This is a genomic window from Serratia sp. A07 (assembly GCF_058725505.1).
Map to the genome: position 1 here is coordinate 127,392 of NZ_JBZXDO010000003.1, position 23,024 is coordinate 150,415.

23 protein-coding genes are annotated in these 23,024 nt (G+C 58.9%); 11 read left to right on the forward strand and 12 right to left on the reverse strand.

The genetic code is table 11. The features are described 5' to 3' along the window. Positions 1–2 precede the first annotated feature (2 nt). Positions 3–971, forward strand: coding sequence for a protein translocase subunit SecF (gene secF / locus AC4PR2_RS04315; protein WP_060423338.1), 969 nt, complete (start codon positions 3–5; stop codon positions 969–971). Between the two features lie 64 nt (positions 972–1,035). Here secF and AC4PR2_RS04320 read toward each other — a convergent pair whose 3' ends face one another. After that, positions 1,036–1,596: a SadB/YajI family lipoprotein gene (locus AC4PR2_RS04320; RefSeq protein WP_330113323.1), complete on the reverse strand. Its 561-nt coding sequence runs from the start codon at positions 1,594–1,596 to the stop codon at positions 1,036–1,038. 175 nt (positions 1,597–1,771) lie between these two features. On the opposite strand from AC4PR2_RS04320, the gene nrdR reads away from it, so the two are divergent. The 6 genes from nrdR to pgpA all read left to right on the forward strand — a co-directional run bounded on the left by nrdR (position 1,772) and on the right by pgpA (position 5,887). Then, positions 1,772–2,221, forward strand: coding sequence for a transcriptional regulator NrdR (gene nrdR / locus AC4PR2_RS04325; protein WP_004940387.1), 450 nt, complete (start codon positions 1,772–1,774; stop codon positions 2,219–2,221). A 10-nt stretch (positions 2,222–2,231) separates the two neighbouring features. After that, positions 2,232–3,341 carry a bifunctional diaminohydroxyphosphoribosylaminopyrimidine deaminase/5-amino-6-(5-phosphoribosylamino)uracil reductase RibD gene (ribD, locus tag AC4PR2_RS04330; protein WP_330113324.1) on the forward strand — a complete coding sequence of 370 codons (1,110 nt, stop codon included), beginning with the start codon at positions 2,232–2,234 and terminating at the stop codon, positions 3,339–3,341. 107 nt (positions 3,342–3,448) lie between these two features. Continuing rightward, positions 3,449–3,919 carry a 6,7-dimethyl-8-ribityllumazine synthase gene (gene ribH, locus AC4PR2_RS04335; protein ID WP_004940385.1) on the forward strand — a complete coding sequence of 157 codons (471 nt, stop codon included), beginning with the start codon at positions 3,449–3,451 and terminating at the stop codon, positions 3,917–3,919. 20 nt (positions 3,920–3,939) lie between these two features. After that, positions 3,940–4,356 (forward strand): transcription antitermination factor NusB, encoded by a 417-nt coding sequence (gene nusB / locus AC4PR2_RS04340; RefSeq protein ID WP_004940384.1) that lies wholly within the window; start codon positions 3,940–3,942, stop codon positions 4,354–4,356. 51 nt (positions 4,357–4,407) lie between these two features. Further along, entirely contained in the window at positions 4,408–5,400 is a 993-nt protein-coding gene (thiL, locus tag AC4PR2_RS04345; RefSeq protein ID WP_330113325.1) for a thiamine-phosphate kinase, read from the forward strand. Next, complete coding sequence (pgpA, locus tag AC4PR2_RS04350) at positions 5,393–5,887, forward strand: phosphatidylglycerophosphatase A (protein ID WP_004940382.1); 495 nt, start codon at positions 5,393–5,395, stop codon at positions 5,885–5,887. The genes thiL and pgpA overlap by 8 nt, the downstream gene beginning before the upstream one ends. A gap of 32 nt (positions 5,888–5,919) precedes the next feature. On the opposite strand, the gene AC4PR2_RS04355 is transcribed toward pgpA, so the two are convergent. The 4 genes from AC4PR2_RS04355 to xseB all read right to left on the reverse strand — a co-directional run bounded on the left by AC4PR2_RS04355 (position 5,920) and on the right by xseB (position 10,097). Continuing rightward, positions 5,920–6,894: an aldo/keto reductase gene (locus AC4PR2_RS04355; RefSeq protein WP_197658139.1), complete on the reverse strand. Its 975-nt coding sequence runs from the start codon at positions 6,892–6,894 to the stop codon at positions 5,920–5,922. A gap of 113 nt (positions 6,895–7,007) precedes the next feature. Next, positions 7,008–8,873 carry a 1-deoxy-D-xylulose-5-phosphate synthase gene (gene dxs, locus AC4PR2_RS04360; protein WP_055316790.1) on the reverse strand — a complete coding sequence of 622 codons (1,866 nt, stop codon included), beginning with the start codon at positions 8,871–8,873 and terminating at the stop codon, positions 7,008–7,010. Positions 8,874–8,907: 34 nt separating this feature from the next. After that, positions 8,908–9,828, reverse strand: a complete 921-nt coding sequence (ispA, locus tag AC4PR2_RS04365; protein WP_047728733.1) for a (2E,6E)-farnesyl diphosphate synthase — start codon at positions 9,826–9,828, stop codon at positions 8,908–8,910. 5 nt (positions 9,829–9,833) lie between these two features. Next, positions 9,834–10,097: an exodeoxyribonuclease VII small subunit gene (xseB, locus tag AC4PR2_RS04370; RefSeq protein WP_015376838.1), complete on the reverse strand. Its 264-nt coding sequence runs from the start codon at positions 10,095–10,097 to the stop codon at positions 9,834–9,836. Positions 10,098–10,257: 160 nt separating this feature from the next. Here xseB and thiI point away from each other — a divergent pair, with 160 nt between their 5' ends. The 3 genes from thiI to AC4PR2_RS04385 all read left to right on the forward strand — a co-directional run bounded on the left by thiI (position 10,258) and on the right by AC4PR2_RS04385 (position 15,386). Next, the gene (thiI, locus tag AC4PR2_RS04375) at positions 10,258–11,706 is read left to right on the forward strand and encodes a tRNA uracil 4-sulfurtransferase ThiI (protein WP_047728729.1); all 1,449 of its coding nucleotides are present in this window, start codon (positions 10,258–10,260) and stop codon (positions 11,704–11,706) included. 449 nt (positions 11,707–12,155) lie between these two features. Beyond that, positions 12,156–13,733 carry a filamentous hemagglutinin N-terminal domain-containing protein gene (locus AC4PR2_RS04380; protein WP_492174915.1) on the forward strand — a complete coding sequence of 526 codons (1,578 nt, stop codon included), beginning with the start codon at positions 12,156–12,158 and terminating at the stop codon, positions 13,731–13,733. 276 nt (positions 13,734–14,009) lie between these two features. Then, positions 14,010–15,386 (forward strand): ShlB/FhaC/HecB family hemolysin secretion/activation protein, encoded by a 1,377-nt coding sequence (locus AC4PR2_RS04385; RefSeq protein WP_342169299.1) that lies wholly within the window; start codon positions 14,010–14,012, stop codon positions 15,384–15,386. A 46-nt stretch (positions 15,387–15,432) separates the two neighbouring features. Here the strand turns inward: AC4PR2_RS04385 and yajL are convergent, their stop codons facing one another. Then, positions 15,433–16,035 carry a protein deglycase YajL gene (gene yajL / locus AC4PR2_RS04390; protein ID WP_047728724.1) on the reverse strand — a complete coding sequence of 201 codons (603 nt, stop codon included), beginning with the start codon at positions 16,033–16,035 and terminating at the stop codon, positions 15,433–15,435. Next, the gene (gene panE / locus AC4PR2_RS04395) at positions 15,998–16,909 is read right to left on the reverse strand and encodes a 2-dehydropantoate 2-reductase (protein ID WP_089185561.1); all 912 of its coding nucleotides are present in this window, start codon (positions 16,907–16,909) and stop codon (positions 15,998–16,000) included. Before panE ends, yajL begins: the two co-directional genes overlap by 38 nt. Before the next feature lie 182 nt (positions 16,910–17,091). Here panE and AC4PR2_RS04400 point away from each other — a divergent pair, with 182 nt between their 5' ends. Continuing rightward, entirely contained in the window at positions 17,092–17,583 is a 492-nt protein-coding gene (locus AC4PR2_RS04400) for a YajQ family cyclic di-GMP-binding protein (protein WP_025301759.1), read from the forward strand. A 34-nt stretch (positions 17,584–17,617) separates the two neighbouring features. Here AC4PR2_RS04400 and AC4PR2_RS04405 read toward each other — a convergent pair whose 3' ends face one another. The 5 genes from AC4PR2_RS04405 to cyoB all read right to left on the reverse strand — a co-directional run bounded on the left by AC4PR2_RS04405 (position 17,618) and on the right by cyoB (position 23,022). Then, on the reverse strand, positions 17,618–18,982 hold the full coding sequence (locus AC4PR2_RS04405; protein WP_492174916.1) for an MFS transporter: 1,365 nt from the start codon (positions 18,980–18,982) through the stop codon (positions 17,618–17,620). A 198-nt stretch (positions 18,983–19,180) separates the two neighbouring features. Continuing rightward, positions 19,181–20,071, reverse strand: a complete 891-nt coding sequence (gene cyoE / locus AC4PR2_RS04410) for a heme o synthase (RefSeq protein ID WP_492174931.1) — start codon at positions 20,069–20,071, stop codon at positions 19,181–19,183. A gap of 17 nt (positions 20,072–20,088) precedes the next feature. Next, positions 20,089–20,427 carry a cytochrome o ubiquinol oxidase subunit IV gene (locus AC4PR2_RS04415; protein ID WP_004940369.1) on the reverse strand — a complete coding sequence of 113 codons (339 nt, stop codon included), beginning with the start codon at positions 20,425–20,427 and terminating at the stop codon, positions 20,089–20,091. Beyond that, positions 20,427–21,041 carry a cytochrome o ubiquinol oxidase subunit III gene (locus AC4PR2_RS04420; RefSeq protein ID WP_019454194.1) on the reverse strand — a complete coding sequence of 205 codons (615 nt, stop codon included), beginning with the start codon at positions 21,039–21,041 and terminating at the stop codon, positions 20,427–20,429. Before AC4PR2_RS04420 ends, AC4PR2_RS04415 begins: the two co-directional genes overlap by 1 nt. Next, entirely contained in the window at positions 21,031–23,022 is a 1,992-nt protein-coding gene (gene cyoB, locus AC4PR2_RS04425; protein ID WP_033637313.1) for a cytochrome o ubiquinol oxidase subunit I, read from the reverse strand. The genes AC4PR2_RS04420 and cyoB overlap by 11 nt, the downstream gene beginning before the upstream one ends. Positions 23,023–23,024: the final 2 nt, after the last annotated feature.

Consider the following 23,024-nt stretch of genomic DNA (forward strand, 5'->3'; position numbering starts at 1 on the left):
TTGTGGCACAGGATTATACTGTTGAGCAACTCAACTACGGCCGTAAAGTCTACGACTTTATGCGCTGGGACTACGTGGCCTTCGGCATCTCGTTGCTGCTGTTGGTCGCGTCGATCGTCACCATGTCGGTGCGCGGGTTTAACTGGGGTCTGGATTTCACCGGCGGTACGGTGATTGAAATCAACCTGGAGAAACCGGCCAATCTCGACCTGATGCGCGATACGCTGGAGAAGGCCGGGTTCCAGGATCCGATCATCCAGAACTTCGGCAGCAGCCGCGACGTGATGGTGCGCATGCCACCGGCAACCGGCACCGCAGGCCAGGAACTGGGCAACAAGGTGATCGGCGTGATCAACGACTCGGTGGACAAAAACGCCACCGTGAAGCGCATTGAGTTCGTCGGCCCGAGCGTGGGCAGCGAGCTGGCGCAAACCGGCGGCATGGCGCTGCTGGTGGCGTTGATCTGTATCCTGATCTACGTCGGTTTCCGCTTCGAATGGCGCCTGGCGCTGGGGGCGGTTATCGCGCTGGCGCACGACGTGATCATCACGCTGGGCGTGCTGTCGCTGTTCCACATCGAGATTGACCTGACCATCGTCGCGTCCCTGATGTCGGTTATCGGTTACTCGCTGAACGACAGCATCGTGGTTTCCGACCGTATTCGTGAGAACTTCCGCAAGATCCGCCGCGGCACGCCTTACGAAATCATGAACGTGTCGTTGACCCAGACGCTGAGCCGTACGCTGATGACTTCCGGGACCACCCTGATGGTGGTGCTGATGCTGTACATCTTCGGTGGCGCGATGCTGCAAGGCTTCTCGCTGGCGATGCTGATCGGCGTGTCGATCGGTACCGTTTCCTCCATCTACGTCGCGTCTGCGCTGGCGTTGAAGCTGGGGATGAAACGCGAACACATGCTGCAGCAAAAAGTGGAAAAAGAGGGCGCAGATCAGCCTTCGATTCTGCCTTAACCGCCGCAGTATTCAGCGAAATGAGAAGGAGCGCCGATGGCGCTCCTTTTTTTTGTTTCGGGTTTCAGTGCGGCTGCACCACCGCCGGTTGGGCGGTCGAAACCAGACTGTGCAGGCGGATATAGCCCAGCTGTTCCGGCGTCAGGCCGCTGAAGCGCAGTTCGAAGTCCTGGCCGGGTTTTGGCAGCAGTGAATCGGCGCTGGCGATCGGTTGCGACAGCGCCTCGGCGGTCAACGGCCGGCCGGTGGCTTCATCCAGTGGGCCCCATTCCACCACCGCGTTGAACGGCGGCAGCGTGGCCTGCGAGAGGATGCGCACATGCAACTGCGCCTGCGTGCCGTTGGCTTCGCTCTTGATGTGGCTCAGCGAAACGCTCAGTTCGCCGAGGCTGCTCTGCAAACGGGCGGCGCTCCGGGCTGCCGGCAGCAGGTAGACGCCGTTGTCGGAGTGCTGATTGAGCTGATTCTGCCGCTCCAGCGCGGTGGTTTGATCGGTCAGCACGCTCACTTTCTGGTTCAGCGCGGCGACCTGATGGCGCAGCTGAGGCTCGGCGGCGTTGTGCGCGCAGCCCGCCAGCAACACGGCGGCGGCGAGCAGGGCGATTTTGGGGTAACAGGTTGTCATGACGGCGATTTCCTATGCTGAATCTCCTGCTATCAGCTTAGTCCGCCCGGAGGGGAAAGTCATATCGGCGCCGCTTCCTGGCCGCGTGTCGCAACAAATGGCCGCCGCCCTTTGTTGTGGCTGCACTTCGGGGTAAACTGCATTTATCTATAAAAAACGTTTATCAGGACGTGTTATGCATTGCCCTTTCTGCGCCGCCGTTGATACCAAAGTCATTGATTCCCGCCTGGTGGGGGACGGTTCGCAAGTGCGCCGTCGCCGCCAGTGTCTGGTGTGCAATGAACGCTTCACCACCTTTGAGGTGGCCGAGCTGGTGATGCCGCGAGTGATTAAAAGCGATGAGGTGCGCGAGCCGTTCAACGAAGACAAACTGCGCCGCGGCATGCTGAAAGCGCTGGAAAAGCGCCCGGTCAGCTCGGACGACGTGGAAAACGCCCTTAACCATATCAAATCCCAACTGCGCGCCACCGGCGAACGCGAAGTGCCGACCAAGTTGGTGGGCAATCTGGTGATGGACGCGCTGAAAAAGCTGGATAAGGTCGCCTATATTCGCTTCGCGTCGGTGTACCGCAGCTTCGAAGACGTGCGCGAGTTCGGCGAAGAGATTGCCCGCCTGCAAGACTAAAGGATCTTTCATGCATCACGACGAATTTTACATGGCGCGCGCCTTCGAACTGGCGCGGCTGGGGCGTTTTACCACCGCGCCCAATCCGAACGTCGGCTGCGTTATCGTGCGCGACGGCGAAATTGTCGGTGAAGGCTACCATCTGCGCGCCGGCGAGCCGCACGCGGAAGTGCACGCGCTGCGCATGGCGGGCGACAAGGCGCGCGGCGCCACCGCCTATGTTACGCTCGAGCCGTGCAGCCATCACGGCCGCACGCCGCCATGCGCCGATGCGCTGGTGGCCGCCGGCGTGGCGCGGGTGGTCGCGGCGATGCAAGATCCTAACCCGCAGGTGGCGGGGCGCGGGCTGTACAAGCTGCAGCAGGCCGGCCTCGAGGTGCGGCACGGCCTGATGCTGGCCGAGGCCGAAGCGGTCAATCTGGGCTTCCTCAAGCGCATGCGCACCGGCTTCCCTTACGTGCAGCTGAAGCTGGGCGCGTCGCTGGACGGCCGCACGGCGATGGCCTCCGGCGAGAGCCAGTGGATCACCTCACCCGAAGCGCGTCAGGACGTGCAGCGCCTGCGCGCGCAGAGCGCCGCCATTCTCAGCACCAGCGCCACCGTGCTGGCGGACGATCCGTCGCTGACGGTGCGTTGGGATGAATTGGACGCCGAGACGCAGCGCCTCTATCCGCGCGACAATCTACGCCAGCCGCTGCGCATCCTGCTCGACAGCCAAAACCGCATTACCCCGCAGCACCGCGTGGTGCAGCAGCCGGGCGCCACCTGGCTGGCGCGCCTGCAGGCGGATGAACAGACCTGGCCGCAAGACGTTGAGCAGTTTATCTGCCCGGCGCACGGCGGCGGCGTCGATCTGGTGGTGATGATGATGCTGTTGGCCAAGCGCCAGGTGAATTCAATCTGGGTGGAGGCGGGCGCATCGCTGGCCGGCGCGCTGCTGCAGGCCGGCCTGGTGGATGAGCTCATTTTGTACATCGCGCCGAAACTGTTGGGCGATAATGGCCGTGGCCTGTGCCACCTGCCGGGCCTGGAGCGATTGGCCGACGCGCCGGAATTCGTCTTTAGCGACGTGCGTCAGGTCGGCCCCGATCTGCGTTTGCGCCTGCGGGCGAAACACTGAATCTCGCGCCCGCGCGCCGGTTTTACAAAAGCGCCGCGCAGGCGATGAAAGAATATGATAGAATCCGCCCCCCTGCGGGGTATTGAACCCATTTTTAAGGAAAGCCCATGAAAGTTATCGAAGGTGTTGTTGCTACTCCAAATGCCCGTGTGGCGATCGCAATTGCACGTTTTAACAATTTCATCAACGACAGCCTGCTGGAAGGCGCCATCGACGCGCTGAAACGCATTGGTCAGGTTGCTGACGACAACATCACCGTTGTCTGGGTCCCGGGCGCTTACGAGCTGCCGCTGACGGCGAGCGTATTGGCCAAAACCGGCAAATACGACGCGGTTATCGCGCTGGGCACCGTTATCCGTGGGGGCACCGCGCACTTCGAATATGTGGCGGGCGAAGCCAGCTCCGGCATCGGCAACGTTGCGATGAATGCCGAAATCCCGGTTGCTTTTGGCGTGCTGACCACCGAAAGCATCGAGCAGGCGATCGAACGCGCCGGCACCAAAGCGGGCAACAAGGGCGCTGAAGCCGCGCTGACCGCACTTGAAATGATTAATGTTATCAAAGCTATTAAAGCCTGAATTTAGTTAAGGGGAATTCCGTGAAACCTGCTGCTCGTCGCCGCGCTCGTGAGTGCGCTGTTCAAGCGCTTTACTCTTGGCAGTTGTCTAAAAACGACCTTGCCGATGTTGAACACCAGTTCCTGACGGAGCAGGATGTCAAAGATGTTGACGTCGCCTATTTTCGCGAGTTGCTGTCCGGCGCGGCAGTGAATGCAGGTATGCTGGACGAACTGATGGCGCCTTACCTGTCGCGTCAGCTCGAAGAGCTGGGCCAGGTGGAGCGCGCGGTGCTGCGCGTCGCGCTGTTTGAACTGAAAATGCGCGAGGATGTCCCTTACAAGGTGGCAATCAACGAAGCGATCGAACTGGCGAAAACCTTCGGCGCGGAAGACAGCCACAAGTTTGTGAACGGGGTGCTGGATAAAGTGGCGCCAACCCTTCGCAAGAAAAAGTAAAACTTTAAGGCCGGCATTCCCGGCCTTAATTTCTTCTAGTGGAATATCGATATGGCATGCGGCGAATTTGACCTCATTGCCCGCTATTTTGACCGGTTTAAGCGCGTGCGCCGGGATGTACAGTTGGGCATTGGAGATGACTGCGCACTGCTGGCAGTGCCGGAAAAACAGCTGGTGGCCGTCAGTACCGATACGTTGGTCGCGGGCATTCACTTCCTGCCGGACATCGATCCGGCCGATCTCGGCTATAAGGCGCTGGCGGTCAATCTGAGCGATCTGGCGGCGATGGGCGCCGATCCGGCCTGGCTTTCGCTGGCGCTGACCCTGCCGGAGGTGGACGAGCCCTGGCTGAAGGCCTTCAGCGACAGCCTGTTCGACCAGCTCAACTATTACGGCATGCAACTGATCGGCGGCGATACCACGCGCGGCCCGCTGAGCATGACGTTGACCATTCAGGGGCTGATCCCGGCCGGCCGGGCGCTGACCCGCAGCGGTGCGCGCATCGGCGACTGGATCTATGTGACCGGCACGCTGGGCGACAGCGCCGCCGGTCTGGCGATCCTGCAGGATCGCCTGGCGGTGAAGGATGCGGCGGCGCGCGATTATCTGGTCGCCCGCCATCTGCGGCCGCAGCCGCGGGTGCTGCAGGGGCAGGCGCTGCGGGATCTGGCCAGCTCGGCGATCGACATCTCCGACGGCCTGATTTCCGATCTGAAGCATATCCTGAAGGCCAGCGACTGTGGCGCGCGCATCGTGCTGGACGAGCTGCCGATGTCGCAGGCGCTGAGCGGCCACGCCGATGCCGAGCAGGCGCTGCGTTGGGCGCTGGCGGGCGGCGAAGATTATGAGCTGTGCTTCACCGTGCCGGAGATCAACCGCGGCGCGCTGGAAGTGGCGCTGAGCCACCTCGGGGCCGACTACACCTGCATCGGCCAAATTGGCCCGCTGTCTGAAGGCATCCGCTATTATCGCAACGACGAAGCGGTAGAGCTGGATTGGATTGGGTTCGATCATTTCAACGCGGGGCCGGGCACCCATGGATGAAGCCAAGCGTCGGCTGCGGATGAGCAATCCGTGGCACCTGCTGGCCACCGGGTTTGGCAGCGGTTTGTCGCCGGTGATGCCGGGCACCATGGGATCGCTGGCGGCGATCCCGTTCTGGCTGCTGCTGATCCAGCTACCGTGGCAGCTTTACTCGCTGGCGGTGATGTTCAGCATCTGCATCGGCGTCTATATTTGCCACCGCACGGCAAAAGATATGAAGGTGCACGATCACGGCAGCATCGTCTGGGACGAGTTCGTCGGTATGTGGATCACGCTGATGGCGCTGCCGGTCAACGACTGGCGCTGGGTTGCCGCCGGTTTCGTCATCTTCCGCATTCTGGATATGTGGAAACCGTGGCCGATCCGCTGGTTCGACCGCAACGTGCATGGCGGCATGGGCATCATGGTCGACGATATCATCGCCGGCGTGCTGTCCGCCGGCATCATCTACCTGATTGGGCACCACTGGCCGATCGGGCTGTTCTGACAGACGGGCGCGCTGTTTCGCGCCCGTCTCTCTTATTCAAATCCCGTCACCCGATGCGGCACGTAAGCCGTCTCCAGCTCCGCGACCTCTTGCGGCGACAAACTCAAATCGACCGCGGCGATGGCGTCGTCCAGCTGTTCGCTGCGCGAAGCGCCGACGATCGGCGTGCTGACCGCCGGTTTGTTCAGCAGCCAGGCCAGCGCGATCTGTGCGCGTGAAACGCCGCGTTCCTCGGCGAGGCTGGCGACGCGCTCGGCGATAATGGCGTCGATGCCTTCAGTTTCCTCATACAGGCTCTTGCCGAACTGGTCGGAAACCAGCCGCGCGGTGGTTTCGCCCCAGGGGCGGGTCAGGCGGCCGCGTGCCAGCGGGCTCCACGGCAGCACGGCGATGCCTTCGGCGGCGCACAGCGGATGCATTTCGCGCTCTTCTTCGCGCTGAATCAGGTTGTATTGATCCTGCATGCTGACGAAGCGCGTCCAGCCGTGCAGATCGGCGGTATACAGCGCCTTGGCGAACTGCCAGGCGTACATCGAGGAGGCGCCGATGTAACGCGCCTTACCGGCTTTCACCACGTCGTGCAGCGCTTCCAGCGTCTCTTCCAGCGGCGTTTCGTAATCCCAGCGGTGGATCTGCAGCAAATCGACATAGTCGGTGCCCAGGCGCCGCAGGCTGTCGTCGATGGACTGCATGATGTTGGCGCGCGACAAACCGCGCTTCAGGTTGCTCAGTGGGAAATACACCTTGGTGGCGACCACCACGTCCTCGCGGCGCGCATAGTCGCGCAGCGCCCGGCCGAGGATTTCCTCGCTGCTGCCGTCGGAATAGCTGTTGGCGGTGTCGAAAAAGTTGATGCCGGCTTCCAGCGCCTGTTTCAGCAGCGGGCGGCTGCTCTCTTCCGGCAGCGTCCAGGCGTGATTGCCGCGGTTCGGTTCGCCGTAGGTCATGCAACCCAGGCAGATGCGCGAGACGTTCAGATCGGTGTTGCCCAGTTTCAGGTACTTCATGCTTGCCTCCCATTCACAACTCAGACAGTAACTGTAGCGCGGATCTCGGGGAGAGGGGGCGGAAACAAAAACGCCCCCGAAGGCGGAGGCGTTTTGTCAGGCGCGAGTGGCGATTACTGCGCCAGCCAGGTTTCGATTTGGCGCTGAATGCCGGCGGCATCCAACCCCAGATCGGCGCGCAGTTCTTCCTGGGTGCCCTGCGAGACGAAGCTGTCCGGCAGGCCGAGGTTCAGCACCGGCACCGGACGGCGTTTGGCCATCAGCAGTTCGTTGACGCCGCTGCCGGCGCCGCCCATGATCGCGTTCTCTTCCAGCGTGACCAGCGTTTCATGGCTGGCGGCCAGTTCGAGCACCAGCTGCTCGTCCAGCGGTTTGACGAAGCGCATGTCGACCAGCGTGGCGTTGAGCGCTTCCGCCGCTTGCGCGGCCTCCGGCAGCAGGGTGCCGAAGTTGAGAATGGCGATCTTCTCCCCCTGGCGGCGTACCACGCCTTTGCCGATCGGCAGCAGGCTGAGCGGCTCCAGCGCCGCGCCGGTGCCGGTGCCGCGCGGATAGCGCACGGCGCTCGGGCCGGCATTGTAGTGATAGCCGGTATACAGCATCTGGCGGCATTCGTTCTCGTCGCTCGGCGTCATGATCACCATGGTCGGGATGCAGCGCATGAACGACAGATCGAACGCCCCCTGGTGAGTCTGGCCGTCGGCGCCGACGATGCCGCCGCGATCGATGGCGAACATCACCGGCAGGTTCTGGATTGCCACGTCATGGATCAGCTGGTCGTAGGCGCGCTGCAGGAAGGTGGAATAGATCGCCACCACCGGCTTGTAGCCGCCGATTGCCAGCCCGGCGGCGAAGGTGACCGCGTGCTGCTCGGCAATCGCCACGTCGAAATATTGCTGCGGGTAGTCGCGGGAGAACTGCACCATGCCGGAGCCTTCGCGCATGGCCGGCGTGATTGCCATCAGCGAGCTGTCTTTGGCGGCGGTTTCACACAGCCAGTCGCCGAAGATTTTCGAATAGGTCGGCAGACCGCCGGCGCTTTTCGGCAGCGTACCGCTGGCAGGATCGAACTTCGGTACGGCGTGGAAGCTGATCGGATCCTTCTCCGCCGGTGCGTAACCGCGGCCTTTCTTGGTCATGATGTGCAACAGCTGCGGGCCTTTCAGATCGCGCATGTTTTTCAACGTGGCAACCAGCCCCTGCACGTCGTGCCCGTCTACCGGACCGATGTAGTTAAAGCCCAGCTCTTCGAACAGCGTGCCCGGCACCACCATGCCTTTCAGGTGCTCTTCGGTGCGTTTCACCAGCTCCTTGATCGGCGGCACGCCGGCCAACACTTTCTTGCCGCCTTCGCGCAGGGTGGAGTAAAGCTTGCCGGACAGCAGCTGCGCCAGGTGATTGTTCAGCGCGCCGACGTTTTCCGAGATCGACATCTCATTGTCGTTCAGCACTACCAGCATGTCCGGGTTGATGTCGCCGGCGTGGTTCATCGCTTCGAACGCCATGCCGGCGGTGATGGCGCCGTCGCCGATCACGCACACCGTGCGGCGGCCTTTGCCTTCACGCTCCGCCGCCACCGCCATGCCGAGGCCGGCGCTGATCGAGGTCGACGAGTGGCCGACCGACAGCACGTCGTATTCGCTTTCGGCGCGCCACGGGAACGGATGCAGGCCGTTTTTTTGCCGAATGGTGGCGATGCGGTCGCGGCGGCCGGTCAGAATTTTGTGCGGGTAGGCCTGGTGGCCGACGTCCCACACCAGGTGATCGAACGGCGTGTTGTAGACGAAATGCAACGCCACCGTCAGTTCGACGGTACCCAGCCCGGAGGCAAAGTGGCCGCTGGAGCGACTGACGCTGTTCAGCAGGTATTGCCGCAGCTCATCGCACAGCTTCGGCAAGCTCTCTTTGGGCAGTGAGCGGAGTTCCTCGGGGTTTTCCGCTAGCGCCAGGGTTGGGTATTTGGCTATATCAAGACTCATTCGATACTCATATCAGAGGAGTTAACGTCACACGTTAATTGTCGCGTTCAATAATGAAGCTGGCTAACGCTCGCAATGGCGCTGTGTTATAAGATTGCGCTGCCAAAGTGTCCAATGCAGCTAATGCTTCCTGATAGAGATCCCACGCTTTTGCTTTCGCGCTGTCAAGCCCGAGTAACGCCGGGTAGGTACTCTTTCCGTGTTGTTGGTCCGCTCCCTGGCGCTTGCCGATTTTTTCAGTCTCGCCGACAACGTCCAAAATGTCATCCTGCACCTGGAACGCCAGGCCAACCGCGGCGGCATAACGATCCAGCTGCGGCAGCGCCGCACGTCCGGCTTCGCCGGCGCTCAGCGCGCCCAGGCGCACCGCCGCGCGGATCAGCGCGCCGGTTTTATGGCGGTGGATCTGCTCCAGGGCCTGCAGATCAACGCGCTTGCCTTCGGCTTCCAGATCCAGCGATTGGCCGCCGCACATGCCGGCTACGCCGCTGGCGGTCGCCAGTTCAGAGACCATCGCCAGCCGATCGCGCAGGGCTACGTCAGGCATTTCGGCATCGGCCAGGATCGAAAACGCCAGCGTTTGCAGCGCATCGCCGGCCAGTATCGCATTGGCCTCACCGAATTTAATGTGGCAGGTCGGCTGGCCGCGGCGCAAATCGTCGTCGTCCATCGCCGGCAGATCGTCGTGGATCAGCGAGTAGGCGTGAATGCATTCCACCGCCGCCGCCGGCGCGTCCAGGTTAGCCAGCGACACGCCGAACATCTGGCCGGTGGTGTACACCAGGAACGGGCGCAGGCGCTTGCCGCCCAGTAAGGCGCCGTGACGCATCGCCGCCACCATGTTGCCGTCGTTGAACGGCAGCGGGGCGATGAAGTCCAGCAGCGCGCGATCGGCGCGCTGGCGGAAAATCTGCAGTTGATCGGCAAAAGCGGCCGATGGGGCGATCTCAGACATGTCGGTTACTCGGCATCCGGTGTGAAAGGCGCCAGCGCCGCATCGTCAGCGCTGTCGTTAAGAAGTATCTGCACACGCTGTTCCGCCTGTTGCAGTTTCTGCTGGCCCTGACGCGCCAGCTGTACGCCGCGTTCGAACTCGTTCAGCGCGTCTTCCAGCGGCAGTTCGCCTGATTCCAGACGCGTCACGATGCTTTCCAGCTCGCCGAGGGCGCTTTCAAAGCTGGCAGTTTGCTCTGTACTGGCTGATTGTGCTGGTTTTTTCGGCATAATTTTCTTTTTACGTCATCATGTGAACCGTGGCGCCAGAGCCTATCCTAGCGGATCTTGATTAGCAAATCATGGCGCTCATGTGTGGTTTTGTGCGCAGAGCACGGCGATATGGTGATATACTCCGCGCCGTAATTCTTATCTGACAACAAAGACCGCCATGAAGTTTATCATTAAATTGTTCCCGGAAATCACCATCAAGAGCCAATCTGTGCGCTTGCGCTTTATCAAGATTCTCTCGACCAATATTCGCAACGTCCTGAAGCAGTATGATGAAACGCTGGCGGTCGTCCGTCACTGGGATCATATCGAAGTTCGCGCCAAAGATGAAAACCAGCGGCCGATCATTGCCGACGCCCTGACGCGTATTCCCGGTATCCACCATATTCTGGAAGTGGAAGATCGCGCTTATACCGATATCCACCACATCTTTGAGCAGACGCTGGAAGCCTACCGCGCCCAGCTGGAAGGCAAAACCTTCTGCGTGCGCGTCAAGCGCCGCGGCAAGCAGGCGTTCAACTCGCAGGACGTGGAGCGCTACGTCGGCGGCGGCCTGAACCAACACATCGAAAGCGCGCGCGTTAACCTTACCCGCCCGCAGGTCACGGTAAACCTGGAGATCGAAGACGACAAGCTGATGTTGGTCAAACGCCGCCTCGAAGGCATCGGCGGTTACCCGGTCGGCACTCAGGAAGACGTAATGTCGCTGATTTCCGGCGGTTTCGACTCGGGCGTGTCCAGCTACATGCTGATGCGCCGCGGCTGCCGCGTGCACTTCTGCTTCTTCAACCTGGGCGGCGCCGCGCACGAGATCGGCGTGAAGCAGGTGGCGCACTACCTGTGGAATCGCTTCGCCAGCTCGCACAAGGTGCGCTTCGTCGCCATCGACTTCGAGCCGGTGGTGGGTGAGATCCTGGAGAAGGTCGACGACGGCCAGATGGGCGTGGTGCTCAAGCGCATGATGGTGCGAGCCGCTTCGCAAGTGGCCGAACGCTACGGCGTGCAGGCGCTGGTGACCGGCGAGGCGCTGGGGCAGGTCTCCAGCCAGACGCTGACCAACCTGCGTTTGATCGACAATGCGTCCGATACCCTGATCCTGCGTCCGCTGATCTCGCACGATAAAGAGCACATCATCAAACTGGCGCGCGAAATCGGCACCGAAGACTTCGCCAAAACCATGCCGGAATACTGCGGTGTGATTTCGAAGAGCCCGACGGTGAAAGCGATCAAGGCCAAGATCGAAGAGGAAGAGAGCCACTTCGATTTCAGCATTCTCGACCGGGTGGTGAGCGAAGCGAAGAACGTCGATATTCGCTCTATCGCCGAGCAGGCACAGGAGCAGGTGACCGAGGTGGAAACCGTCGCGGCCTTCGGCGCCGACGAGGTGATCCTGGATATCCGCTCCAACGACGAGCAGGAAGAGAAGCCGCTGCAGCTGGAACAGGTTGAAGTGAAAGCGCTACCGTTCTACAAGCTGAGCACCCAGTTCGGCGATCTGGATCAGAGCAAAACCTATCTGCTGTATTGCGAGCGCGGCGTGATGAGCCGCCTGCAGGCGCTGTACCTGCTGGAGCAAGGCTTCAGCAACGTGAAGGTTTATCGCCCGTAATTTCTCCGCCGGCGTCGCCAGACGCCGGCCTTTTTCGTACAATTCTTTATTCCCCGATTAAATAACCCTGTTCATTGCATTGTTTTATTAATGATACAGCCAACTTGAGTTTTGTTTCTATTTAAATATCCTTAATCAATATATTAAATATCTATTGATTTTTTTATTTATTGTTATGGTTATTATTGCTGTCGAATGCTGACAGACCTGTCGGTTTTTATCTGCCAACTCCCTATTGAAATTATGTATCGGCATTTGATTGCGCGTGTTTTTCTCTTACTGTGCAAATTGTATTTTTGCTGAGCATTGGCCATTGATATTTTATGGTTATCAGGGTAACGCACATTGCAAAAGGATATATCCCTATGGCCATTAATGTTTTCGACATTAGTCTGAACATCAGTTAATGGTTGACTGGGATGGATAACATTATTTAAGGAGAGCGATTAATGAAAATGAATAAGACGACATTGCTGTTGTCGGCAGCGGCGTTTCAGGTGCCCAGCGCGCCGCTGTTGGCGCAAATAGCACCTCAGGCGGGTGGAGCATCAGTTGAGCATATCAATCAGGTGCCAGTGGTGAACATCAATCGTGCAGGTGCGGACGGTGTCTCGCATAACGTTTACACGCAGTTTGATATTGGCGCTCAGGGCGCTATTTTAAATAACAGCCTTTCGGGCGCTAATACGACATTGGCCGGTGCTGTTGTGGGAAACGCTCAGTTAGAGGGGCGTGCAGCTAAGGTAATTCTGAATGAAGTGAACTCGGCGAATAAAAGTATTTTGAAGGGGATGGTAGAAGTCGCCGGGCAACGCGCCGATGTCGTCATTGCCAATAAATCCGGCATTACCTGTAGCGGCTGTGGTTTTATCAACGCCCGTAATGGCGTATTAACTACCGCCGATTTGCAGTTCAAGGACGGCGCTTTTAACAGCTACCGGGTTAATCAAGGAAATATTCGCGTTGAGGGGGACGGGCTGAAGAAAGGCGATGTCGATTATACGGCGATCATTGCGCGTACGGCTGAAATCAGCGCTGCGGTTCATGCGGACGCGCTGTTAGTCTCGGCGGGTAAAAAAACGGTTTCAGCGGATTTATCCCGCCTCAATAACGTTGAAGCTTCTAAAGATAAGCCTGAAGTGTTGGTCGACGTCGCCGAGTTGGGCGGCATGTACGCCAACAAAATTAAGCTGGTCGCCAATGAAAACGGCGTAGGCGTCAATAGCGGCAATGCCAATGGGGCTGGCTCCAACACAGGCACCTCGTTGAACAATGTCAGTATCGTCAGTATCCAGAGCGACTCGGGAAGTTATGAACGCGTGCAAATCGGCAACGGTGCTCAAAACGTATCCCGCGCTTCTGTCGGTGTTGCTAACCGTGGGCAGATTCAGGCGAAAAATGGCGGCGCCGATATTAGCGCTGACACGCTGATTAATCAGGGGGAAATCGCTTCTCAGGGGCCGCTGAGCATCAGCGCCACCCTGCTGCAAAATGAAAAGAATGTGAGTGCGCGCTCGGCATCCATCACGGCAACACGGTTGGACAATTCCGGCCGCATTGCAGGCGGGGCAGTGCAGCTGAAGACGACCCAACTGAACAACCGCGGCAGCGTCAAAACGGAAAGCGGCGCACTGACACTGCAAGCGACCCGCGTCGACAATAGCGGCGGCATTCAATCCGCTCAGGCTCTGCAACTCAACGCCACCAGCCTGTTTAACGCCGACAATGGCGTGATCGAAGCCGAAAACGGCGCGGCTATCCAGGGGACGTCCATCACCAACCGAGGGAGCATCGTTTCTCGCGTCTCTTCCGTCAGCTTGTCGGATACCAGCTTCAGCAACTACGGCAGGATTGAAGCGTATGGCGATATCAGCCATCGTGGCGTCTCTTTCAACAATTTTGGCACGATGCGATCCACGTCCGGCGTGGTCACCAACAATGGTCAGGATATCAACAAGCCCGTAAATAGCTGGGGTTGGGGATACGGCGGTTTCGGCAGGCCTTACGCTTGGTCTTATTGGATGTAACCGGTTTCCCCCGCCTTCGGGTGGGGGAGTGGATGAGAGAGCATGAAAAGGGAATTTTTGATTCTTTGTTTGGGCGCACTGTTCAGCTGTTTCAGTCGTGCGGATTCTGTACCGGCTCCGGTTAAACAACTCGTCAGCCAGGAAAAACTCATCGGCGATACGCAGCGCAAACTGTTACCGTCTACCGCCTCTGTCTTGTCACCGCAGCCGGAACAAAACGCGCCAACGGATATTTTTGTCAACGAGTCCCCCTGTTGGGTGATCGACTCTGTAGAAATGGCGCCAGCAAGCCTTACTGCTTTCGAACGGTTGGCGCACGCTGCCCGCGGGCGCTGTATGGGGGAGCAAGGATTGGCGAAGTTGCACAAGAAGCTGCAAAATGAGCTGATTACACAAGGCTATATCACTTCGCGGGTGCAGTTTGACGTGCAAGCGGTACCGGCAGGAATACTGAAGGTTCGCGTGGATTATGGCCGTATCGGCCAGTTGAGAATGCTGGCGGGCAGCAGCACCTATTTTCGCCCCGATACGCTTTTTCCCATTGCTGCCGGCGATGCGCTGAATTTACGCCGCATTGAGCAAGGGCTGGAGAATATGGGCGGAATTCCGGGCGTTATCAGCGATATTCGCATTGTTCCCGCCGAGCGACCTGGCGAAAGCGATATCGAGATTTTTCGGCGACAAGATAAATATTGGCGTTTTACCGCCTGGGCGGATGACGCCGGCGTCAGCTCCGCGGGGCGTTATCAGGCAGGCGGCGCGTTATATCTCGATAATCTGACTTCACTGGGCGATATTTTCTATCTGTCGATGGCGCGCAGCATTCTGGCGCCGCCGGGCAAAGGCAATGAAAGCCGCGCCCTGTACTATAGCTTGCCTTGGGGGTACTGGCGCTTCAGCGCGTTGGGCGGCGACAGCCGCTATCACCAGACTTTCGCCGGTAACTTCACCGATTATCGCTATAACGGCCGTTCGCAGTATTGGGGGCTGCAGACTGACTATACGTTGGCGCGCGGGATGAATGAGAAAACGGTGTTGAACGCCCAGTTGTTGCAACGTCATTACCGCTATTACCTCAATGACACGGAGATTTCCTTGCAGAGCGCGCGGTTAACCAGCCTGAAGCTGGGTGTCAGCCACCTGTATTATGGCGCTCATTCGCAGATCGCGTTGACCGCCGACGCCTTTGCCGGTGTCGGGAAGGGGAGTTCACATGCCGAACAACAGCTGCGAGCGGGTGGCAGTATGCTGAAACCCTTCAATGCATTTGGCCATCGCCTGCGTTATCTCGGGGAGTTATCGGGGCAATGGGCGAGCGCCGCACAGCCGATCCAGGATAAGTCGTTTATCGGCGATCGTTCTACAGTGCGTGGGTTTAGCGGCGATAGCAAATTGGTCGGCAGCAGCGGAGGGTATCTGCGTAATACGCTAACGTTGGAACGAAATATCCTGCAACCCTATTTTGGGCTCGACTATGGGCAGTTGGCCAAGCAACAGGGGGAAGGCGGCCGGCTGGTGGGAAGCGTGATTGGTCTGCAGGTGAATCTGGGGCGTTTTGCTGCGGACATTTTTGCTGGTACGCCGGTGATCAAACCCGGAACGTTACCTAATGAGCGTCTGGTTTTGGGCTTCTCCAGCCAGCTCAGTTTTTGAGGCAATGCGGGGCGCGGATCTGCGCCCCGTGTTTACGATCGCTAATTCAGTTTTCTTCACTGTCGCGATAATCGTACATCCCCGGGATCAGCACCAGCTGCGCGGCGATCTCCGCCGCTTTGGCCTTGCCGAGCAGCAGGTCTATCAGCTTCAGCGCGAACTCCATCGCGGTGCCCGGTCCCTGGCTGGTGAGCAGGTTGACGCGGGCGTCGTACACCACGCGGCGCTCCATCCATTTATCCGCCGGGATCTGGTCTTTCAGGCCAGGGAAGCCGGTCATGTTGCCGACCGGGAACAGATCGTGGTGCTGCAGCACCAGCGCCGGTGCCGCGCAGATGGCGGCGACGATGTTGCCCTGAAGATGCATCTGCCGCACCTTTTCTACCAGCAGCGGGCTGTCGCGGAAGCATTCTGCGCCTTTCAGGCCGCCGGGCAGCACGATGGCGTCGAACGGCTCATCGACGATCGCCACCAGCGGCGCGTCGGCCAGCAGTTTGACGCCGCGCGAACAGACGATAGTCAGCTCGCCGTCGCCGGCAACGCTGGCGGTAGTGACTTTTACGCCCGCCCGCACCAGCAGATCGATGGTGGTGACGGCTTCGGTTTCTTCGCTACCAGGTGCCAGGCAGACCAGCGCCGATACGCTCATATTCATTTTCCTTTCGTTTAATCAGTTCAAACAGCCGCGCATTCTCCGGCAGCGTGAGGCCGTGGCTGCGCGCGCGGCGCAGCAGATAGCCGGTGATGTAGTCGATCTCGGTGTGCCGCTGGTTGCGGATGTCCTGCAGCATCGACGAAACGTTGTCGGCGGTGCTGTGGATCACGTCCATCACGTATTGCATCAGGCCTTCGCAGGAGGTGTGGTAGCCCTCCATCGCCATCACGCTGGCGACTTCACGGCACAGCGTTTCGATCTGTTCCGGGTAGCGCTGCAGATCGCCGTTACGGCAGCCGTACAGCGCCGTCAGCGGGTTGATCACGCAGTTGACCGCCAGCTTGCGCCAGTTGGCCGAGGCGATGTTGTTGTGCCAGGCAACGTCGGGCAGCGCCTGATGCAGCACTTCCGCCAGGTGGCTGAGGTGCTGGGCGGCCGGCGAGGTCGGGCCGATGTGGGTGATGCCGGTGGCGACGTGGATAATGGTGCTGCCTTCGTGGCGCGCGGCGTGGGTGGTGGTGCCCTGCAGGATCGGCTGGCCGTTCGGCGGCAGCTCCTCTTGGGTGCCCATGCCGTTGTGCAGCAGCAAAATGGCGCACTGGGGGTTCAGCTTCGGCAGCAGTGCGCTGACCGCGCTGGACACCTGCCAGGCTTTCAGCGTCACCAGCAGCAGCTCGCTTTGCGCAAGGTGCTCCGGATCGTTAGTGGGCAAGTTGCGATTAAACGAGACGCCTTCCGGCTCTATCACGTTCACCGCGCAAAAAGGCTGCGGCACTCTTAGCCATCCCTGTACATCGTGGCCCTGCTGATACAGCCGGGAGAGCCACAGTTGTCCGAGCGCGCCGCAACCAAGAATGGTTATTTTCATTCAGTCTCCTTGGAAACACGGGAATACCGCTCAATTACCGTGAATTAACTATAGGCTTTATGGCAGCCCGAAGCGCTATCCCTGCGTGCGTTCAGCAGATTTTGTCTGAGGCGGCAAAGCGGTTATCATGCTCGGCATCAAAATCGCCTAAGCTATTAGGCACTCATTCAGGAGGAAGAAGTATGCCATCTTTCGACATCGTTTCCGAAATTGATATGCAGGAAGTGCGTAACGCCGTTGAGAACGCCACCCGCGATCTCGGCACCCGCTGGGATTTTCGCAACGTGCCGGCCAGCTTTGAGCTAAACGAGAAAGACCAAAGCATCAAGGTTGCCACCGAGTCTGATTTCCAGGTGCAGCAGCTGCTCGACATTCTGCGCGAAAAGCTGAGCAAGCGCAGCATCGACGGCGCTGCGCTGGAGATCCCGGAAGAGTTTACCCACAGCGGTAAAACCTACAGCGTGGAAGCCAAGCTGAAGCAGGGGATTGAAACCTCTGTGGCGAAGAAAATCGTCAAGCTGATCAAAGACAGCAAGCTGAAGGTGCAGGCGCAGATCCAGGGCGAAGAGGTGCGGGTGACCGGTAAGTCACGCGATGATTTGCAGAGCGTGATGGCGCTGGTGCGCGGCGGCGATCTGGGGCAGCCGTTCCAGTTCAAGAACTTCCGCGATTAATCTCTACGGGGCCGGCATTGCCGGCCCTGATTCTTTACAGCGAATTGACCAGCGCTTCCAACTGACCGCGATTGGTCTGCTTGGTATCCACCTTGACGTAGGCGCTGCGCTCTTCCGGCACTACGATCGCCTCGGCCACGCCGGGCTGCGCCTTAAGGCGGCTTTCCAGCGCCGAATCTTTCACCGCCAGTTCCGACAGCGTAATGCGCAGGCTGCTGACATACGGCGGTTCTTTCATGGTACTGCTGACCAGGAACCAGAGCGCGGCCAGCACGGCGCCGGCGATAAACACCAAGCCTGCCCCCTGCAAACCGTACAGCCAGCCGCCGAGGCTGCCGCCGATCGCCACGCCGATAAACTGGCTGGTGGAGTAGACCCCCATCGCGGTGCCCTTGTAGCCGGCCGGTGACTCTTTGCTGATCAGCGAAGGCAGAATGGCTTCCATCACGTTGAAGGCCATGAAGAACAGCTGCACGCCGGCGATGATGCCCCACAGGTGCGCGCCGGAGAGCCACAGCAGCACTTCGGCGCAGAACAGCACTGCCACGCAGCCCATAAAGACCTGCTTCATGCGGCGATATTTTTCGGCGTAGATGATGAAAGGCACCACGGCGGCGAACGATACCAGCATGGTGACCAGGTAGACGATCCAGTGCTCGCTGGCCGCCAGCCCGGCTTTTTCCATCGCCAGCGGCAGCGCCACGAAGCTCGACATCAGCAGGATATGCAGGCACATGATGCCGAAGTTGAGCTTCAGCAGGCGCGAGTTGCTCAGCACTTTGCGGAAGCTGCCGCGCACGATGCTGGACTCGCGGTTCAGCAGGTGAGTGTCGGCGGAAGGCACTACCGCCAGGGTGATGACAATGCCGGCCAGCGCCAGTACGGCGATCATCCAGAACAGCGCATGCAGGCCGAAGGCGTGGGTGATGATAGGGCCCAATACCATGGCGATGGCAAAGGTGATGCCGAAGCTGACGCCGATAAACGCCATCGCCTTGGTGCGGTTCTGCTCGCGGGTCAGATCGGAGAGCAGCGCCATGACCGCGGCGGCGATCGCGCCGGAGCCTTGCAGCGCGCGGCCGAGGATCACGCCCCAGATCGAATCGGTCGCGGCGGCGATCGCGCTGCCGAGGGCAAAGATCAGCAGGCCGCCGACGATCAGCGGCTTGCGGCCGATGCGATCGGACACCAGGCCGAACGGGATTTGAAACACCGCCTGCGCCAGGCCGTAGATGCCGATGGCGATGCCGATCAGCGCTTCGCTGGCGCCGTTGAGCGCCATGCCGTAGGTGGTCAGCACCGGCAGTACCATAAACATGCCGAGCATGCGCAGGGAGAATACGGTGCCCAATACCCAGGTGGCGCGGCGCTCCTGCGGGGTCATTGAATTATCGTTCACATCAAACCTCGGTAAAAACCATGCCATCAGACGTTGAAACAGCGCCTGATGGCATGACTTCTGTAAAGCTGCGTCATTTTAGTGTGCAGGGCAGGGGGGGTAAATCGAATGTTGTTTAACAGATATTACAGTTCGGCCGCTTTTCGGCGTGACAAATAAAATGGGCCGCAAAAGCGGCCCATTCACAGATGATTTGGCTTACCAAACGTAGGTCACCAGCGCTTCAGGCGCCGCCGTGGCGCTGAAGTCGATCGACATCATCACGCTCAGCGAGGTGATGGCGACGATGGAGAACACGAACAGTTTACGCGCCCAGACGCTGTCGTTTTCGGTCTTGTAACCGCGCAGCGCCATGCCGAGCCACCATACGCTCACCGCCGCAGCGACGATCAGGTACTTGTAGCCGGCATAACCTACCAAGGTCAGCATCAGCGTGGCGATCATAAACGCCAGGATGTAGACCGTGATGTGGTTCTTGGCGACGGAAATGCCTTTCACCACCGGCAGGACCGGAATGTTGGCCGCCTGGTAATCTTTAAAGCGGAAGATAGCGATCGCATAAGAATGCGGCATCTGCCACAGGCTAAAGATAGCCAGCAGGATCAACGCGCCGGCGTCGAACTCGTTGGTCACCGCGCAATAGCCGATAACCGGCGGCGCGGCGCCCGACAGGCTGCCGATCAGCGTGCCGTAGACCGAGTGGCGTTTCATGTACAGGCTGTAAACGCCGACATAAACCACGAAGCCCATCACCGCCAGCCACATGGCCAGCGGGTTGGCCGCGATATACAGCAACGCGAAGCCCGCAATACCCAACACGGTCGCATAAACCAGGGTGACACTCGGCGCGATCAGGCCTTTTACCAGCACCCGATTCTTCGTTCTCTCCATTTTCTTGTCGATGTCGCGGTCGATGTAGTTGTTAAACACACAGCCCGACGCGACCACCAACGAGACACCCATCAGGGTGGCGAGAAACAGGGGATAGTCGATGCTCCCTTTGGAAGCGAGCAGGAATCCCCCAACGACAGAAATTAAATTGCCGAAAATAATTCCTGGTTTAGTGACTTGCAGGTATTGCTTAATCATCACGTGCAGCTCAGCTCTTAATCGACCATCATATTGATGTTGAGGTTGTACATAATCCAGAGTGAACCTACAACAACGATACCGATGATCATAGCGGTGAACAGCAATGCCACCAGGTTCCAGCGCTCTTCCGATGAGGTGTTCATGTGCAGGAAGTAAACCAGGTGAACAATCACCTGGATAACCGCCATACCGACAACAACCGCCAGGATGGTGGAATGAGAGGCAGTGCCGTTCATTACCATCGCAAATGGAATTACCGTCAGGATGATCGACAGGATAAAGCCGATCAGGTATGACTTCACGCTGCCGTGGCTTGCGCCGCCGTGAGAGGTTTCATGGGATGAATGGCTCATTACATAACCCCCAGCAGGTAGACAACGGTAAATACGCAGATCCAGACCACGTCCAGGAAGTGCCAGAACAGGCTCAGGCACATCAGGCGGGTTTTGTTGGTCGCGGTCAGGCCGAACTTGCTCACCTGAATCATCATCACGATGATCCAAATCAGGCCGGAAGTTACGTGCAGACCGTGGGTGCCGACCAGCGCGAAGAAGCTGGACAGGAAAGCGCTGCGATCCGGACCGAAACCTTCGGCGATCAGGTGATGGAATTCATAGATTTCCATCGCCACAAAGCCCAGACCAAACAGGAAGGTCAGGAACAGCCAGGTGTTTACACCGCCAACTTTACCCTTGTTCATGGCGATCATCGCCATGCCGTAGGTGATGGAGCTGAACAACAGCAGGAAAGTTTCGACCAGGACAAACTTCAGGTCGAAGATGTCTTTGCCTGAGGGACCGCCCGCGGTCCCGTTCACCAGGACTGCATAAGTTGCGAACAAGCTCGCAAACAAAATACAGTCGCTCATCAGGTAGATCCAGAATCCGAAGACTTTGGTCTCACCCGCATCGTGGTGCCCATGCTCTGCATGGGCTGCGTTATGATTGGTCAGAGTTTCAGTTGACATGGTTCACGCCTGCTTTACGGATTTGTTCGTAGTGTTGGTTCTCAATGCGCTCGATTTCATCAACCTGCACATAGTAGTCAACATCGTGATCGAAGCTCTTGCCGATCCAGACAACGATCATACCGATGAAGCCGGCCAGAGCCATCCACCAGATTTCCCAAATCATTGCGAAACCGAAGACCAGGCTGAAGAAGGCGATGATCACGCCGGCGCCGGTGTTCTTAGGCATATGAATCGGTTCGTATTTAGCCGGTTTCTTATACGCTTCGCCTTTTTCTTTCATGTCCCAGAATTCATCACGGTCATGAATCTGCGGCACTACGGCAAAGTTATAGAACGGCGGTGGAGACGAAGTTGACCACTCCAGAGTACGAGCACCCCATGGGTCACCGGTCAGATCGCGGTTCTGTTCGCGGTCACGGATACTGACGAAGATCTGGATCAGCTGGCACAGGATGCCGCAGGCGATCAGCGCCGCACCGCCGGCTGCAACCAGCAGCAGAGGGTGGAACTCAGGGTTGATGTTCTGGCTGATACGACGGGTCATGCCCATAAAGCCCAATGCGTACAGCGGCATGAAGGCGGTGAAGAAGCCGATGATCCAGAACCAGAACGCGCGGATGCCCCATTTTTCGTTCAGCGTGAAGCCGAAGGATTTCGGGAACCAGTAGGTCAGGCCCGCGAAGCAACCGAACACCACGCCGCCGATGATGACGTTGTGGAAGTGAGCGATCAGGAACAGGCTGTTGTGCAGCACGAAGTTCGCGCCCGGTACCGCCAGCAGAACGCCGGTCATACCACCTACGGAGAAGGTGATGATGAAGCCAACGGTCCACAGCATCGCGGAGTTGAGTTTGATACGGCCCTGATACATGGTGAACAGCCAGTTGAAGATTTTCACCCCGGTCGGGATGGAAATGATCATGGTGGCAATACCGAAGAAGGCGTTAACGTTCGCGCCGGACCCCATGGTGAAGAAGTGGTGCAGCCAGACGATGAACGACAGAACGGTGATCGCGATGGTTGCCCATACCAGTGAGGTATAGCCGAACAGGCGTTTTCTGGAGAAGGTCGCGGTGACTTCGGAGAACACGCCGAACACCGGCAGAACCAGGATATACACCTCTGGGTGACCCCAGGCCCAAATCAGGTTGATGTACATCATCATGTTGCCGCCCATATCATTGGTGAAGAAATGGGTGCCCAGATAGCGATCCAGGGTCAGCAGCGCGATGGTGACGGTCAGAATTGGGAAAGAAACGATGATCAGGACGTTAGTACACAGTGCCGCCCAGGTGAACACCGGCATCTTCATCATAGGCATGCCAGGGGCACGCATCTTCAGAATGGTGGCGAAGAAGTTCACGCCGGTCAGCAGGGTACCCAGACCGGAAATCTGCAGACTCCAGATCCAGTAATCGACCCCGACGCCAGGACTGTACTCTTTACCCGACAGCGGCGGATACGCCAGCCAACCGGTCTGAGCGAACTCACCGACCCCCAGGGAGATGTTGATCAGCACAACGCCCACCACGAAGAACCAGAAGCTCAGGGAGTTCAGGAACGGGAAGGCGACGTCGCGCGCACCGATTTGCAGCGGCACCACGACGTTCATCAGGCCGACCACGAAAGGCATCGCCATGAAGAAGATCATGATAACGCCGTGCGCGGTGAAGATCTGGTCGTAGTGGTGCGGCGGCAGGAACCCGGCTTCGCCGGCGGACGCCAACGCCTGCTGGCTACGCATCATGATGGCGTCGGCGAAGCCGCGCAGCAGCATGACCATCGCCACGATGATGTACATGATACCAATTTTTTTATGGTCGACCGAAGTCAGCCATTCGCTCCACAGCCACTTCCATTTGCCGAAATATGTCAGCAGCGCCAGCACTGCCAGGCCCCCGACAATAATTGCGGCTACGGTGACCATGATGATCGGTTCGTGGTACGGAACCGCATCAAGTGTTAATTTTCCCAACATCA

Excerpts from the sequence above, each read along its gene's own strand:
- AC4PR2_RS04320 (WP_330113323.1), bottom strand. The coding sequence starts at position 1,596 with ATGACAACCTGTTACCCCAAAATCGCCCTGCTCGCCGCCGCCGTGTTG.
- nrdR (WP_004940387.1), top strand. The coding sequence starts at position 1,772 with ATGCATTGCCCTTTCTGCGCCGCCGTTGATACCAAAGTCATTGATTCC.
- ribD (WP_330113324.1), top strand. The coding sequence starts at position 2,232 with ATGCATCACGACGAATTTTACATGGCGCGCGCCTTCGAACTGGCGCGG.
- ribH (WP_004940385.1), top strand. The coding sequence starts at position 3,449 with ATGAAAGTTATCGAAGGTGTTGTTGCTACTCCAAATGCCCGTGTGGCG.
- thiL (WP_330113325.1), top strand. The coding sequence starts at position 4,408 with ATGGCATGCGGCGAATTTGACCTCATTGCCCGCTATTTTGACCGGTTT.
- pgpA (WP_004940382.1), top strand. The coding sequence starts at position 5,393 with ATGGATGAAGCCAAGCGTCGGCTGCGGATGAGCAATCCGTGGCACCTG.
- AC4PR2_RS04355 (WP_197658139.1), bottom strand. The coding sequence starts at position 6,894 with ATGAAGTACCTGAAACTGGGCAACACCGATCTGAACGTCTCGCGCATC.
- dxs (WP_055316790.1), bottom strand. The coding sequence starts at position 8,873 with ATGAGTCTTGATATAGCCAAATACCCAACCCTGGCGCTAGCGGAAAAC.
- ispA (WP_047728733.1), bottom strand. The coding sequence starts at position 9,828 with ATGTCTGAGATCGCCCCATCGGCCGCTTTTGCCGATCAACTGCAGATT.
- xseB (WP_015376838.1), bottom strand. The coding sequence starts at position 10,097 with ATGCCGAAAAAACCAGCACAATCAGCCAGTACAGAGCAAACTGCCAGC.
- thiI (WP_047728729.1), top strand. The coding sequence starts at position 10,258 with ATGAAGTTTATCATTAAATTGTTCCCGGAAATCACCATCAAGAGCCAA.
- AC4PR2_RS04380 (WP_492174915.1), top strand. The coding sequence starts at position 12,156 with ATGAAAATGAATAAGACGACATTGCTGTTGTCGGCAGCGGCGTTTCAG.
- AC4PR2_RS04385 (WP_342169299.1), top strand. The coding sequence starts at position 14,010 with ATGGCGCCAGCAAGCCTTACTGCTTTCGAACGGTTGGCGCACGCTGCC.
- yajL (WP_047728724.1), bottom strand. The coding sequence starts at position 16,035 with ATGAGCGTATCGGCGCTGGTCTGCCTGGCACCTGGTAGCGAAGAAACC.
- panE (WP_089185561.1), bottom strand. The coding sequence starts at position 16,909 with ATGAAAATAACCATTCTTGGTTGCGGCGCGCTCGGACAACTGTGGCTC.
- AC4PR2_RS04400 (WP_025301759.1), top strand. The coding sequence starts at position 17,092 with ATGCCATCTTTCGACATCGTTTCCGAAATTGATATGCAGGAAGTGCGT.
- cyoE (WP_492174931.1), bottom strand. The coding sequence starts at position 20,071 with ATGATTAAGCAATACCTGCAAGTCACTAAACCAGGAATTATTTTCGGC.
- AC4PR2_RS04415 (WP_004940369.1), bottom strand. The coding sequence starts at position 20,427 with ATGAGCCATTCATCCCATGAAACCTCTCACGGCGGCGCAAGCCACGGC.
- AC4PR2_RS04420 (WP_019454194.1), bottom strand. The coding sequence starts at position 21,041 with ATGTCAACTGAAACTCTGACCAATCATAACGCAGCCCATGCAGAGCAT.
- cyoB (WP_033637313.1), bottom strand. The coding sequence starts at position 23,022 with ATGTTGGGAAAATTAACACTTGATGCGGTTCCGTACCACGAACCGATC.